The sequence below is a fragment of the Saccharopolyspora rectivirgula DSM 43747 genome (assembly GCF_000497205.1).
GTDB classification, from domain to species: domain Bacteria; phylum Actinomycetota; class Actinomycetes; order Mycobacteriales; family Pseudonocardiaceae; genus Saccharopolyspora; species Saccharopolyspora rectivirgula.
The window spans coordinates 1-13,302 of sequence record NZ_AYJW01000088.1; the positions used below are offsets into that span (position 1 = coordinate 1).

Genomic DNA, 13,302 nt, shown 5'->3' on the forward strand with positions numbered 1-13,302 from the left:
CTTGCGGGGAGCTGTCCCTAGTACGAGAGGACCGGGACGGACGAACCTCTGGTGTGCCAGTTGTCCTGCCAAGGGCACGGCTGGTTGGCCACGTTCGGATCGGATAACCGCTGAAAGCATCTAAGCGGGAAGCCAGCCCCTAGATGAGGTCTCCCTTCGGGTAACACCGAGTAAGGCCCCCAGCAGATGACTGGGTTGATAGGCCGGAAGTGGAAGCACGGCAACGTGTGGAGCTGACCGGTACTAATAGGCCGAGCGGCTTGTCCACATCGCGGCGTCCGCTGTGGAGTTCTCAAGGTGGAGGACACCCCCTGGGGGTGTCCTTTTCTTTTTCGTTGACCTCCATGCTCTGCCGGCTCTGCAAGCTGCTCGCATCGGAGTGGGGAGTCCCGTTGTCCGGTGCTCCGTCGAGCGGTTTTGCTGCGCGGCCGGGTTGTCTTCGCCGTGCGGGTGCGCAAGCGCGCCGGATCCGGCGCCCCGGGAGGAATGCTCCAGCAGGTCTGGTTGTTGTGTAAGGTGTATTCTGTAGTTCTTGTTCTTGCTGCTTCGAGGTCGTGGACATGGCGATCTCGGTCGAGCTTCTGATCCTCGATGAGCAGCAGCCCGATTTCCGATGCCAAGCGAAGGCTGGTCAATATCAATTCACTCAGAAAAAATCAGCGAAGCAGTGCCCGACCGGATCAGTTCCGGGGAACCGAGGACGCCTTGGTCGAGCCGGTTCACTTCATGCCCGCCAAGACGTGGCGTTCTCGCAAGGAGAACTACACCGTGGCGGCCAGAACCGATGAGGCCATGATGCGCCAGTTGCGGAACCCGTTCGACCCGGAGGCCTGATTCCGCATTCGATGCCCGCTTCTGCGCTCGCAGCAGGCGCGGTGTTCTTCGGAACCGCGAGCGCGCAACTGCTGGCCGTTGGGGCGGGCAAGTCTTGCTCGGGTTCGAGCAGGACCGCCACCACGGCTCGCCCGGTAACCTCGGTGGTTGACCGACTGCGTTTCGGTGCTGGAGTACTCGATCGGCGAACGACTGTGGGGATGGCGGTCATGGACGCGGCGGACTGGGATGCCCGCTACCGGGAAGCTGAGCTGCTGTGGAGCGCTGAGCCGAACCGCTGGGTGGCCCAGTGCGCGCAACAGCTGGCTCCTGGTCGTGCGCTGGACCTTGCCGCGGGTGAGGGCAGGAACGCCCTGTGGTTGGCGGCGCGCGGCTGGGTGGTCACGGCGGTTGATTTCTCCCGCGTTGCCGTGGACCGGGCGCGGGAGCTCTCCGAGGAGCTTCCGACCTCGGCCGCTGACCGGGTGCAGTGGGTGGTCGGTGATGTGCTCGAGTACGAGCCTTGCGGGACTTTCGACCTCGTGCTGATCAGTTATCTGCACTTGCCGGCCCAGCAGCGCCGCTTCGTCGTGCGCAAGGCGGCGGCAGCGCTCGCGGACAGCGGCACTTTGCTCGTCGTCGGTCATCATGCTGACAACCTCGTCGACGGGGTTGGCGGGCCGCAGGACCCGACGGTGCTCTACAGCGAGCAGGACGTCGTCGATGACGTGGCTGATGTGCCGGGGTTGCAGGTGCGCACGGCGGCCAAGGTGGAACGACCGGTTGCGGGGGAAGCGCGCCCGGCGCTCGACGTGGTGGTCGAGATCCGGCGCGAGGGGCAGTAGTTCCTCCAGTTCCCGGTGCTCGTGGGCGCCGGGAACTGATCTGGGTGCACCTGCCGTTCCGCTGTTCGATCAGTAGCAGGGGCTTTTCCGCCAATGTGGCGGGAAAGCCCCTTCTTGCTGTTCTGGTCCGGGTCTTTCGTGGGCTGTCGCGTTGCGGTGCAGCGCTCCCGCTGGGGCGTGCGGGTGAACGATTACCACGATTGCGGTTGTACTGGTTATACTAGTTGCACAGGTATTACTGGTTGGAATTTTCATACGGAGGTTCGTCGGTGGCTTCTTCGGACGGCAAGTACGCGAGCACGGTTCGGGTAGGCGAGAAGGGGCAGATCGTGATCCCCAAACCCGCCCGCGAGCTGTTCGGCATCCAGCCGGGAGACACCCTGCTGCTGCTTGCTGACGTCGACCGGGGAATAGCGATCGTGCGTCCGGATCTCTTCGAACAGTTCCCGGACATGCCGGGGAAGACGGGCGGTGATGACGAGTGAGCAGCAGACGGGGTGCTCGATGATGGCGAGGAAGAAGCGCGGCGTCGTTTTCAAAGCAGCGGTCGTTCTCGGCGTCGTGGTCGCACTGGTCGGGGTGGCCGCCGCCGGGTACGTCATCCGGAACCTCAACTACGCCCGGTGGGACGCGGCCAAGATGGCGCGCGCCGGATACGAAGAGCACCAGGTGCAGGTGAACGGATCGGTGGTCAACTACGCGGAAGGCCCCGACAACGGGCCGCCGCTGATGTTGATCCACGGGCAGGGCGTGGACTGGCAGAACTGGAACCGGGTGTTGCCGGAGCTCGCCGAGAACTTCCACGTCTTCGCGGTCGACTGCTACGGGCACGGCAAATCAGCGCACGTCCCCGAGAAGTACACGGCCCGGGCGATAGCTGCTGATCTGGAGCGTTTTCTGGCCGACGTCGTTGGCGAACCGGCCTTCGTGGCCGGGCACTCCTCCGGAGGTCTGATCGCGTCCGTGATGGCCGCGGAGAAGCCCGACCTGGTTCGCGGGGTGGTGTTGGAAGATCCCCCGTTCTTCTCCTCGGTCCTGCCTCGCGCGCAGAAGACGTTCAACTACGTCGACCTCAGCACCACTGCTCACGAGTTCCTGCTCAGCGGGGAAACCGACTTCATCGACTACTACCTGCGGAACTCCCGGATGTGGTCGCTGTTCCAGGGAGCTGAGGAGCGGGTTCGGAGCAGTGCCCTCAACACCTACCGGAAGAACCCGGACCAACCGCTGCGGATCTTCTACTTGCCGCCGTCGCTCAACGAGATGTTCCGCAGCATGGGCAACTACGACCCCAGGTTCGGGGACACCTTCTACACCAACCGCTTCCACGAGGGGTTCGACCACGCCGAAACCCTCGAGCGCATCTCCGTCCCGGCGGTGCTGATCCACACCAACTGGAGCTACTCCGAAGACGGTGTGCTGCTCGCGGCGATGAGCGGGGAAGACGCGCAGCGGGCCCGTTCCTTGATCAAGGACGTTTCGTTCCACAAAGTGGACTCCGGGCACGGCTTCCACTTCGAAAAACCCGATGAGTTCATCGACATAGTCACGCAGTTCTTGGACCGGGTTCAGCGTTGACCCCCGCGCGGGCGTTCGGCCGGGGGGCGCGGCGCGCAGGACACCGGGCGAGGAGGAGATCTGTGAGCGAGGACGAGCGCGTGGAGTTGGCCGCGGCGGCTGATGCGGTGGAATGGCTGGCGGGAGCCACCACCGCCGGCGAGTGGCGAATCGGCGGCCTGCTGGCCACGCGCCCGGAGATCATCGCCCACCACCCGGATGGCGCGACTGAGCACGTGGCGGAAGCGCGGTCGGGAAGCGCTCGATGGATCGCCGCCATGTCCCCGGCCCTGGCCCGCCCGCTGGCGCAGTGGCTGCGTTCAGCCGCTGCGCAGGAGCCGGTGGATCCGGCGGCGCTGCGGTTCGCCCGGGTGATCACCGAGCGAGCTGCCGGGGCCGAACGGGGTTGAGGCGTCGGCAGCGGGCCCGTTCCGGTGCCCGCAGGAAGTGGTGGAAGCCGGTCCTCGGGGGAAGGCTCACCTCCGCACCACCACGACCGGGCAAGTCGCGTGCTGCACGCAGTACTGGGCGACCGAGCCGAGCAGAACCCTTCGGAAGGTCCCCAGACCGCGGCTGCCGACGACGAGCAGGCTGGCGTCGCTGTCGGCGGCCAATCGGAGCAGCGCTTTGGCCGGGTGCCCGTGCGCCACGCGGGGAGCCACCGGAACCGAGTCGTCCCCACCGGTGGCGTTGGCGATGACCTTGGCCAGCTGGTTCTGACTGGTCTGGGAGACTTCTTCGGCGGTGGGCATCGGCCAGTCGTACAGCGCGGGCAACTCCCACGTCATCAGCGCGGTGATGGTTCCCGAGGTCAACCGCGCTTGCGCGATCGCCCAGCGCAGCGCTGCTTCGGAGGAGTCGGAACCATCAACGCCAACGACTATGTGATCGGCGTGCGTCACGTTCCCTCCAAGTGCTCTCACCCCCTCCAGCATGCGCCTGGCCAGGACGGGCCGCCGGCTGAGCACGGCGCGATCGATTGATTTGCGCCCGGCTGCTGGCCTCGTATGGTCGGTCCGATGAGTGCCTCTGCAACACAGCCGGCCACCGCGCGTTTCCTGGTCGGTGTGGACGGCTCCGAAACCGCGTTCAACGCCGTGCGGTGGGCGGCGGAAAGCGCCGCTGCGCACGGTGCCGCGCTGGAAGTCCTCACCGCGGTGCAAGGAGTTTCCAGCGCGGCCAGCGCAGAACCTCCTCAGCAGCTCGTTTCCAGGGCCAACGAGCACCTCGCTCGAGCTGTGGAGATCGCTCGAGAGCTTGGCGCGGTGGTGGAGATCCGCTCCCGGTTGTGCACCGGCAACCCGGCAGAGGTGCTGGTGGCGGAGTCGGAACGGGCCAGAAGGGTGGTGGTGGGCTCGCGCGGTCTGGGTGACCACTCCGGAATTGCCAGAGCTCTCGGTTCGGTCGCCGAATCCGTGGCGATGCGCGCTGACTGCCCAGTGGCGGTCGTCCCGGAGAGTTCCGGTCAGCGGAACGGCCCGGTGGTGGTGGGGGTGGACGGTTCGGAGATCGGAGAGCCGGCTTTGGCCGAAGCCTTCGCCGAAGCCTCAGTGCGGCACTGCCCCCTGACCGCGGTGCACGTGTGGAGCGACGTCCAGGTGGGCGACTGGTTGACCGCGGACAGCGGCCACGACTGGGAGGACATCTCCGAACGCGAGCACGAACTGCTCGCCCAGCGGTTGGCGGGCTGGCAGGAGGACTACCCCGACGTCGAGGTGTCCCGGTCGGTGGAGCAGGACCGCGCGGTGCGCGCGCTGCTCCAGCACGGCACCACGGCGCAACTCCTCGTGGTGGGCAGTCGAGGACGTGGCGGGATGACCGGAATGCTGCTGGGCTCGACGAGCCGAGCGCTGCTGTACGCCGCCCCCTGCCCGGTGCTGGTGGTACGGGCAGCAGTTTCTTGACCACCCTCCTCGGGTACGCCCTGGGGCGGTCTGCCCACGGAGGTGTTCCATGGCTGACGAGCCAGCGGGATCCCGCCAACAAGAACACCCGGTCGGTTTCGACGTCGAATATCCCGACCGGCAGTTGAACAGGCTGACCACCGGTTTCCGGTTGGTGCTGGTGATCCCCATCGTTCTGCTGCTGAGCACGCTCAGCGGCACGCCGCAGCAGTTCGGGACCTACGACAAGGGCGGCACCGTGGTGGTGGTCGGTGGTGGTCTGCTGTTCCTGCCTCCGCTGCTGATGCTGCTCTTCCGGCACAAGTACCCCGGCTGGTGGTTCGACTGGAACCGGGAGCTGCTGGCCTTCACCAACCGGGTCGCCGCCTACATCGCCCTGCTCGACGACCGGTACCCGGCCACTGACGACGAGCAAGCGGTGCGGTTGCGGCTGCCGCGACCGAGCGGTCCGGAGCTGAACCGGTGGTTGCCGCTGGTCAAGTGGTTGCTCGCGATCCCGCACTACATCGTTCTGTTCTTCCTGGACATCGGGGCGGTGGTCGCGGTCGTCGTGGCGTGGTTCGCCATTCTGTTCACCGGCCGTTACCCGCAGAACCTCTTCTCCTACGTCGTCGGCGTGCTGCGGTGGCACAACCGGGTCACGGCTTACGCCTGGATTTTGATCACCGATCGTTATCCGCCGTTCCAGTTGCGGCCGTAGCTGGAGCTCAGCAGCTCAAATCCGACCGCGCGGGACCGATCGCGTTCATCCGAAGGGAACGGCTCGTCGGTTGCTGCGGTGGGAGAGCCGCGCCGACACGGCTTGCCAGCAAAGGACGAGCGGGTTGTTGAGGTAACCTGCTTGTGCGTGATCATCATTGCCGGGTGAGGAGTGTCGGGGAATGAGTGCCACGGTGCCGCCGGGAACCAGTGGTCAGCACACGGCAGATACCGGTATCGACACATCGGTGCCGAGCGTTGCGCGCATCTACGACTACGCGCTGGGCGGAAAGGACAATTTCCAGGTCGACCGGGAAGCTGCTCAGGAATTGCTGCAGATAGCGCCGGAAGCGCTGTTGTTCGCCAGGGAGAATCGCGCGTTCTTGCAGCGCGCCGTGCGGTTCCTGGCCGAGGAGTGCGGCATTCGGCAGTTCATCGACAACGGCAGTGGGCTGCCCACCGAGAACAACGTCCACCAGATCGCACAGCGCTACCAACCGGATTCCAAGGTTGTCTACATCGACAACGACCCGGTGGTCCTCGCCTACGGTCGAGCGTTGTTGTCCGACGACAACACCACGGTGGTCTGCTCCGATCTGACCGATCCGGACGAGCTGCTGGACTCCGAGGAGCTGCAGGGGCTCATCGACTTGGACGAACCGGTCGCCGTGCTCTACGTTTCGGTGCTGCACTGCATTCCGGACGAGATGGAGCCGCAGCGCATCGTCTCCCGGATGTTGGAGCGCGTTCCGTCCGGGAGCTACCTGCTGCTCTCCCACATCGTCGCGGACGACGATGCGGTGGCCGCCGAGTTCACCAAGAAGATGACCGAGCGGACCAGTTGGGGGCGTGTCCGCAAGCCGGAGGAGGTCACCGCCTACTTCACGGGGCTGGAGCTGATCGAGCCCGGGTTGGTGAACGTGGTGGACTGGCGGCCCGATCCGCAAGCGCAGGCCTGGACGGTGGGCGATTCGCCGTTCGGCGAGTACCCGGCGGATCCCACGGGCGGCAGGAAGATGTGGGAACTGGGCGGGATCGCCCGCAAGCCGTGAGCGGACCCCTGCCGGCTCGTCCAGCCGGCAGGGGGTGTTCTTCGGTGTTCAGTGGATGTCCGAAGGGCCCCAGTAAGCCCACATCCGTTGAATTCGACCTGCTTGGCTGATCTGGAAGACGTCGACCGATTTGACGGTTTTCATCGACCCGTCGATGTGCGCGGTGACCGTGATGGGCAGGGCTACGAAGGTGTCCTCGTGGCTGCCGCGCGGCTCGTCGGGAATCACCGTGGACTGGAAGTTGTCGACGATGTTCCGGTAGTACTCGCGCAGTGCTTCCCGGCCGTGGACTTCTCCGGTGCCCATCGGATCTTCGATCACTGCGTCGGGCTCGAACAGTTCGAGGATCTTTTCCACGTCTCCCGCGGTGACTCGTTCGCAGTAGGCGAGTGCCACTTCCTTGCGCTGCTGCTCACTAGGCATGGGCCTCATTGTCACTGCAGTTGATCACGAACAGGTGTCGCTGAACTGATATCTGCCGAATCTGGATCCAGAGCCGGCGGGAATCGCTTGTGCCGCAAGGATGTGGCGGTCAGCCTTCTCTGGTCTTGGAGGGCAGAACGCCGTACCGACGTCGGTAAGCGGCCGCGAACCGCCCTGTGTGCGGAAAACCCCAGCGGGCCGCTATTTCGGCGATCGTGGAATTCCGCTGGTGCCTGGAAAGCTCTTCGTGGATTCGAGTGAGCCGCACATCCCGCAGATACGCCATCGGACTGGTGCCCAGGTATTCCTGGAAGCCCTCCTGCAAGCGCCGCACGCTCACCCCTGCTATTTCAGCCATGTCCGCCACCGTCCACGCCCGGGCGGGGTCTTCGTGCAATCGATCCACCACCCGTTTGACGATCCGCGGGCGAGCTGCTGTTGCGCGCTCGTCAGGAGTGATGGCGAGCAAGAACCCGGTGAGCACAGCGCTGGCGACCTGGGCTTTCACCAGTTCGTTGGTCAGCATGCCGGCCATGTTCGGCAGTTCCGCCGAGAGCACGCGCACCATGTGCAGCCAGCTGCGGACAGCGGCGTGGTCGGGCTTGAGCTGGACGGGCAGGTTCACCGGCTGGGTGAGGGAGACGCCGATGACCCGATCCAATTCGCGTTCTACTGCCCAACGAGCGAACTTCACGCCCACCACTGCGCAATCGGCCGTCCAACAGGTGATCGGCGTGGCGGTATCAGCTGGGAACACCGTTCCTTCGCCTGGGCCAGAAGCGACTGTTTCACTGCCGTGCCGGGACACCAGGTGGCCAGAAAGGGGAATGTTGATCTCCAGCGCTTCTGGGTAGTCGCAGTCGATCGAAACACCGGTTCCCCAACTCATCCTTCCCAGGGTCACCGGTCCGAGGTCGGCGGTGCACAAGTGCAGATCGAGGCCTTTGCTGGCCGGCAGAGTGCGCAGCTCGTGCGGGAAGTAAACACCGGAAACCACTTGGCCGGCTTCTTCCCAGTCCGCTGTTCGCACTTTGCTGATGGTCCCGGTCGGCATCGTCGCCTCCTCGTCTGCCAGGGCTTGCCAACTGCTCGCACGGCACCACCGCGCGGAGCTAGATCCCATCGCAGGTTGCAACGATAGAACGCTCTGAGACCTGAGTCATAGGTCCGCCGCGCAAATCGGATTCCGGGTGCGTTTTGCGGCTCGCCTCCCAATAGCGGCTGTGATGTTGTCCCAGGCATGGCAGGCGACTGCGGTTCGCCGGCACACAGACGCTCAGTGCCCTGGCGGATGCCGGTCGGGACGACAGAGGAGTACCGATGACTGCTGCCCCGCAATGGCTGGAAGACATCACCATGGAAGAGCTGGAGCGCAATCCGTATCCGTTTTACGAACGGTTGCGCAAGCACGCTCCGCTTGCCCATGTTCCGGTGCTGGGATCATACGTTGCCACCACCGCGGACCTGTGCCGGGAGATCGCCACCAGTCCAGATTTCGAAGCGGTGATCACCAAAGCCGGCGGGCGAACCTTCGGACACCCTGCCGTGATCGGGGTGAACGGGGAAATTCACCGGGATCTTCGGTCGATGGTCGACCCAGCGTTGCAGCCAGCGGAAGTCGACCGCTGGATCGACGATCTTGTCCGGCCGATCTGTCGGCGGTACCTGGCTGAGTTCGAGAACGATGGAAAAGCTGATCTGATTTCGCAGTACTGTGAGCCAGTCAGCGTCCGCTCACTCGGTGACCTGCTGGGACTTCGCGAGGTCAGTTCCGACAAACTGCGCGAGTGGTTCCGCAAGCTCTCCCTTTCCTTCACGAACGCCGAAGTGGATGAAAATGGTGAGTTCACCAACCAAGAAAGGTTCGCTCTGGGAGATGAAGCGAAAGCGGAGATTAGGTCTATTGTAGATCCATTGATCGACAAGTGGATAGTTGAGCCGGACTATAGCGCGATTTCCCACTGGTTGCATGACGGCATGCCCGAAGGGGAAGTTCGGGACCGTGAATACATCTACCCGACCCTGTACGTCTTCCTGCTGGGGGCGATGCAGGAACCAGGGCACGCGATGGGATCGACCATCGCCGGACTGTTCACCCGCCCTGAGCAGTTCGAAGAGGTGGTGGACAACCCGCAACTGATCCCGCGGGCGATCGCCGAAGGGTTGCGCTGGACTTCACCGATCTGGTCAGCAACCGCACGCCGCTGCACCAAGGACGTCACCGTGGGTGGAGTTCACTTGCCGGCCGGATCGGTCGTGCTGATGACCTACGGATCGGCCAATCACGACAACAACCTCTATGAAGCACCTTCTGAATACGACATCACTCGCCCACCGCTGCCGCACCTGGCTTTCGGGGCGGGAGACCACGCCTGCGCTGGCATCTACTACGCCAACAACGTGTGCCGGATCGCTCTGGAGGAGCTGTTCGACGCGATCCCGAACATGGAGCGAGACCCCAGCTCTGATGTGGAGTTCTGGGGGTGGGGCTTCCGCGGGCCAACAGAACTGCACGTGGTCTGGGAGGCGTAGCAGATGACCGGTCAGTCGGAGGTCCGGATATCCCTGCCCGGTAATGGCAAGGACATCACGTGCCGCACGGACCAGCCTTTGCTGGACGCTTTCCTGCGCAGCGGTACCTGGTTGCCGAACAGTTGCAACCAGGGCACTTGCGGGACGTGCAAAGTTCGGGTGCACTCCGGCGAAGTTGATCACCGGAAATCACCCGAGAAGACGTTGTCCGCCGCCGAAAGATCAGCCGGTCTTGCTCTTGCCTGCCAAGCGGTTCCACTCCGCGATACCGTTGTCGAGCCTTTAGCCGCACCGGTGGAGCAAAGAACGCGGCACCTCCTGAGGGACTTCCGCGGGAAAGTGCTCGAAGTAACCGACATCGCCCGGGATATCCGCAGAATCCGGATAGGTGTCGATGATTCGTTCGAATTCCAAGCCGGTCAGTACGTGGAGTTCACCATTCCGGGATCCACAGCCACTCGCCAGTACTCGCTGGCCAATTCACCAGGAAGTCGAGAACTGGAGTTCCACATCCGTCGGGAACCGGGCGGGTTGGCGACGGACGGCTGGATCTTCAAAGACCTGGTCATCGGTGATGCGGTGGAGTTGAAGGGGCCATTGGGAGACTTCTGCTACCAGCCCGATGAGGACGTGGACGGCATAGTGCTGTTGGGGGCTGGTACCGGACTCGCTCCGCTGAAGTCCATCGTTCTGCGCGCCTTGACCGGGGAACGACAGCAGGAAGTGCACCTCTACCACGGTGTGCGCACTCGGCAAGATCTCTACGACCAGGACTTCTTCTCCGAACTGCAGAGCCAGGTCGGCAACTTCACCTACACGCCCTGCTTGAGCAGGGAAACCTGGGCGGGGAGGAGTGGATACGTGACTGATGCCTTCCTCGCGGATTTCCGTTCCTGCCGGAATTACTCCGGGTATGTTTGCGGTCCACCGCGAATGGTGGAGGAAGGAGTGAAAGCGCTCAAGCGGCGCAGAATGCCGCCCAGGCGCATTCGTCGGGAGAAGTTCACCTCAGGAGACCATTCCGCAGCTGGATGAATCAATTCTGCTGGAAGTGCGCGCTCGCTGATGTGGCGAGCGCGCACTTCTGCTTGTCGTTGTTCCTCCGCGCATGGCCATCTGTTCGCCGGATTGGCGTCCTGCGCTTGAGCCGCGCGAAGGTCCACGAGCTCATCGAGCTGAGTCGTGTTGCTGACCGGTGTCCAGTGGCTGCTGGCTTGGCGGAAGACCGGGAGTCGTTTCACCGGAAAGTGGTGGAGCGCCGGCTGGAAGTGCACGACCGGGTGGGAGAAGTGCCTTTTCGCTTCTTCCTCGAACCTGTTCGCGCTCTCTTGTTGAGCACTGGCTCCTGCTTCTGGGAAGTGGTTTCCAGTGATTCCTGCTCGAGTGCCCGCTGGTATAAACCGAGCCGGGCAGTGCGACCAGGTATTTTCCAGAATCTTTTTCCGTCCTGCGGTGCTGGAAGATCGGCTCTCGCAACAGATCGATTTGTGACCCCTGCTACACCCGGATTAGGTTGAAGTGCACTGCTGGCAGTGACAGCGAGATCACCGGAGGAAAAGATCGTCTGGTGCTGTCATGTTCCGGCGGTCGGGGGATTCGATCGTGCGACCGGCGACAACCGGAAGGTGAGCGATGAGCAGCTCGGCAGGCATCGTGCCCGAAAATTCGAAAGCACACGCTGATTTCGAAAGGGTGCAGCAGGTCGCCGATGCGGTGCTCTACGAAGGGTACGTCCTGTACCCGTACCGCAAATCCTCCGGCAAGAACCGGGTTCGCTGGCAATTCGGCGTTCTGGCTGAGCGCGGCTGGGTCGAGGCGGACGGCCCGGTCATGCCCGAAGTGGCCGGCTCCGTTGAAACGTGGCGTCAGCAGACCGAGTGCCTGTTCGAGGTGATCGACGATCCGCGGTTGATCACGTTGCACGTGCGACTGCGGTACCTGCAGTTGCAGAACAAGACCGTGGAACAGTGCGACTTCGAAGGAAATTATCGTCCAGTGGAATCAGCGGAGGTCGATGGTCAGCAGGTGCTGAGCTTCGACGAAGCGGTTCCGCACGAGTTCGATCTCGCTGTGTGCCTGGCCGATCTGGTCAACGAGCCGCGCCAGTTCGACGTCGGGGTGCACGGTGGTGAAGAGGTCACCGAGTTGAACGCGACAACTCGGGTGGTGCGGCGTCGCTGGCCGATATCGGCCACCACGAATTTGAGCGTGCAGCGCATCGATGTTCCCTTTCCGGCTTACAAATTCCGCATCTTCACGCAGAACACGGGAAATTCCCTGGAACCGCACGCGCCACGCGATATCGCGCTGCGCACCTCGATGTTGGCCACGCACACACTCCTATGTGGTCATGGATTGGCTTTTTCCTCTTTGATAGAGCCCACTTCGTGGGCTGCTCCTTTCGTCTCGGGGTGCCAGAACATCCACACGTTCCCGGTGCGCATAGGTGAACCGGGAACGCACAACCTCATGCTGTCGTCCCCGATATTGCTCTACGACTACCCGGAAGTTGCTCCGGAGAGTCCCGGCGACATGCACGATGCGGCGGAGATCGATGAACTGCTCTCGCTGCGCACGCTGACGTTGACCGAAGAGGAGAAACAGGAAGCACGGGCCACCGATCCGCGGGTAGCGCAAATCCTGGACCGGGTCGAGAAAATGCCCAAGGAAGTTTTCAGCCGATTGCACGGGACCATCCGATTGCCGGAGCAGAACAGTCGCAGAAACTCGGACCAGAGCGTCGGAAACGACAATGGAAATGGGAAAACGAGCATTCCGGTGAGCAGGTCGGTGTCGAACCCAGCTGGTCCCTCAACGACGAAGGAGGCCCGCGATGGTTGCCGAGAGCGGGACGCGAACCTGGACGCAGGGGACGACGAGTTCTTCGGAAGTTTCCGGTCTGAGCGAAGTGGACATCCTGTGGATCTCCGAAGGGATGAGCTGTGATGGAGACACCGTTTCCATCACAGCATCCGGGCAGCCGGCGATAGAAGATGTCGTTCTAGGGCTGATTCCGCGGCTGCCCAAGGTGAACCTGCACAACAAAGTTCTGTCCCCCAGCGTGGGAGGAGAAGAATTCCTCAAGCCCTACCGCGCAGCGGCTCGAGGGGAATCCGGTCCTTTCATCCTGGTGATCGAGGGGTCCATTCCGAACCAGAACATCATCGAGGGCGACGGTTACTGGACCTCCTTCGGCAACGACCCGGACACCGGTGAGCCGCTGACGCTGAACTGGTGGATAGACCAGCTGGCCCCCCGAGCATGGGCGGTGGTGGCCGCGGGTACTTGCGCGACCTACGGCGGCATCCATGCGATGGCGGGCAATCCGACCGGTTGCATGGGGTTGGCCGATTACCTGGGATGGGATTTCAAAGCGAAGTCGGGACTGCCGATCATCAACGTGCCCGGCTGCCCGGTCCAGCCGGAGAACTTCATGGAAACGCTGACCTGGCTGCTGTACCACGCGGCTGGGGAAGC

The 13,302-nt window shown here is 63.5% G+C and carries 15 protein-coding genes, 1 rRNA gene and 1 pseudogene; 14 read left to right on the plus strand and 3 right to left on the minus strand.

Features of this window, described 5'->3' with window-relative positions; translation table 11 throughout:
- From SREC43747_RS0117725 to SREC43747_RS0117750, 6 genes are all read left to right on the plus strand, one after another.
- Positions 1–268: ribosomal RNA gene (locus SREC43747_RS0117725) — 23S ribosomal RNA — on the plus strand; the annotation flags it as partial.
- Positions 269–705: 437 nt separating this feature from the next.
- Positions 706–834 (plus strand): hypothetical protein, encoded by a 129-nt coding sequence (locus SREC43747_RS22185; protein WP_269077831.1) that lies wholly within the window; start codon positions 706–708, stop codon positions 832–834.
- A gap of 209 nt (positions 835–1,043) precedes the next feature.
- Positions 1,044–1,658: a class I SAM-dependent methyltransferase gene (locus tag SREC43747_RS0117735; RefSeq protein WP_029722686.1), complete on the plus strand. Its 615-nt coding sequence runs from the start codon at positions 1,044–1,046 to the stop codon at positions 1,656–1,658.
- A 269-nt stretch (positions 1,659–1,927) separates the two neighbouring features.
- Positions 1,928–2,143 carry an AbrB/MazE/SpoVT family DNA-binding domain-containing protein gene (locus SREC43747_RS0117740; RefSeq protein WP_037332495.1) on the plus strand — a complete coding sequence of 72 codons (216 nt, stop codon included), beginning with the start codon at positions 1,928–1,930 and terminating at the stop codon, positions 2,141–2,143.
- Positions 2,133–3,236 carry an alpha/beta fold hydrolase gene (locus SREC43747_RS0117745; protein WP_081722671.1) on the plus strand — a complete coding sequence of 368 codons (1,104 nt, stop codon included), beginning with the start codon at positions 2,133–2,135 and terminating at the stop codon, positions 3,234–3,236. The genes SREC43747_RS0117740 and SREC43747_RS0117745 overlap by 11 nt, the downstream gene beginning before the upstream one ends.
- Positions 3,237–3,298: 62 nt before the next feature.
- Positions 3,299–3,625 carry a hypothetical protein gene (locus SREC43747_RS0117750; protein ID WP_029722689.1) on the plus strand — a complete coding sequence of 109 codons (327 nt, stop codon included), beginning with the start codon at positions 3,299–3,301 and terminating at the stop codon, positions 3,623–3,625.
- A 66-nt stretch (positions 3,626–3,691) separates the two neighbouring features.
- Here SREC43747_RS0117750 and SREC43747_RS0117755 read toward each other — a convergent pair whose 3' ends face one another.
- Positions 3,692–4,117 (minus strand): universal stress protein, encoded by a 426-nt coding sequence (locus tag SREC43747_RS0117755; RefSeq protein WP_029722690.1) that lies wholly within the window; start codon positions 4,115–4,117, stop codon positions 3,692–3,694.
- Between the two features lie 117 nt (positions 4,118–4,234).
- On the opposite strand from SREC43747_RS0117755, the gene SREC43747_RS0117760 reads away from it, so the two are divergent.
- The 3 genes from SREC43747_RS0117760 (at position 4,235) to SREC43747_RS0117770 (ending at position 6,870) form a co-directional block, all read left to right on the plus strand.
- Positions 4,235–5,119: a universal stress protein gene (locus SREC43747_RS0117760; RefSeq protein WP_029722692.1), complete on the plus strand. Its 885-nt coding sequence runs from the start codon at positions 4,235–4,237 to the stop codon at positions 5,117–5,119.
- A 49-nt stretch (positions 5,120–5,168) separates the two neighbouring features.
- Complete coding sequence (locus SREC43747_RS22240) at positions 5,169–5,819, plus strand: DUF4389 domain-containing protein (protein ID WP_029722693.1); 651 nt, start codon at positions 5,169–5,171, stop codon at positions 5,817–5,819.
- Positions 5,820–6,000: 181 nt separating this feature from the next.
- Positions 6,001–6,870, plus strand: a complete 870-nt coding sequence (locus SREC43747_RS0117770; protein ID WP_051388135.1) for an SAM-dependent methyltransferase — start codon at positions 6,001–6,003, stop codon at positions 6,868–6,870.
- A gap of 48 nt (positions 6,871–6,918) precedes the next feature.
- Here the strand turns inward: SREC43747_RS0117770 and SREC43747_RS0117775 are convergent, their stop codons facing one another.
- Entirely contained in the window at positions 6,919–7,293 is a 375-nt protein-coding gene (locus SREC43747_RS0117775; protein ID WP_029722695.1) for a nuclear transport factor 2 family protein, read from the minus strand.
- Positions 7,294–7,402: 109 nt separating this feature from the next.
- The gene (locus tag SREC43747_RS0117780; protein WP_029722696.1) at positions 7,403–8,347 is read right to left on the minus strand and encodes an AraC family transcriptional regulator; all 945 of its coding nucleotides are present in this window, start codon (positions 8,345–8,347) and stop codon (positions 7,403–7,405) included.
- Positions 8,348–8,613: 266 nt separating this feature from the next.
- Here SREC43747_RS0117780 and SREC43747_RS0117785 point away from each other — a divergent pair, with 266 nt between their 5' ends.
- The 5 genes and pseudogenes from SREC43747_RS0117785 to SREC43747_RS0117800 all read left to right on the plus strand — a co-directional run.
- On the plus strand, positions 8,614–9,825 hold the full coding sequence (locus SREC43747_RS0117785; RefSeq protein ID WP_029722698.1) for a cytochrome P450: 1,212 nt from the start codon (positions 8,614–8,616) through the stop codon (positions 9,823–9,825).
- Positions 9,826–9,828: 3 nt separating this feature from the next.
- Positions 9,829–10,071, plus strand: a pseudogene (locus SREC43747_RS22060) (2Fe-2S iron-sulfur cluster-binding protein); the annotation flags it as partial.
- 93 nt (positions 10,072–10,164) lie between these two features.
- Entirely contained in the window at positions 10,165–10,860 is a 696-nt protein-coding gene (locus SREC43747_RS0117790) for an FAD-binding oxidoreductase (protein ID WP_236623260.1), read from the plus strand.
- Between the two features lie 597 nt (positions 10,861–11,457).
- A complete protein-coding gene (locus SREC43747_RS0117795; RefSeq protein WP_051388137.1) occupies positions 11,458–12,771 on the plus strand; it encodes a hypothetical protein in 1,314 nt (437 codons plus the stop codon).
- The coding region (locus SREC43747_RS0117800) for an NADH-quinone oxidoreductase subunit B family protein (RefSeq protein WP_497707036.1) at positions 12,761–13,302 on the plus strand (542 nt) is incomplete at its 3' end. The genes SREC43747_RS0117795 and SREC43747_RS0117800, both read left to right, overlap by 11 nt.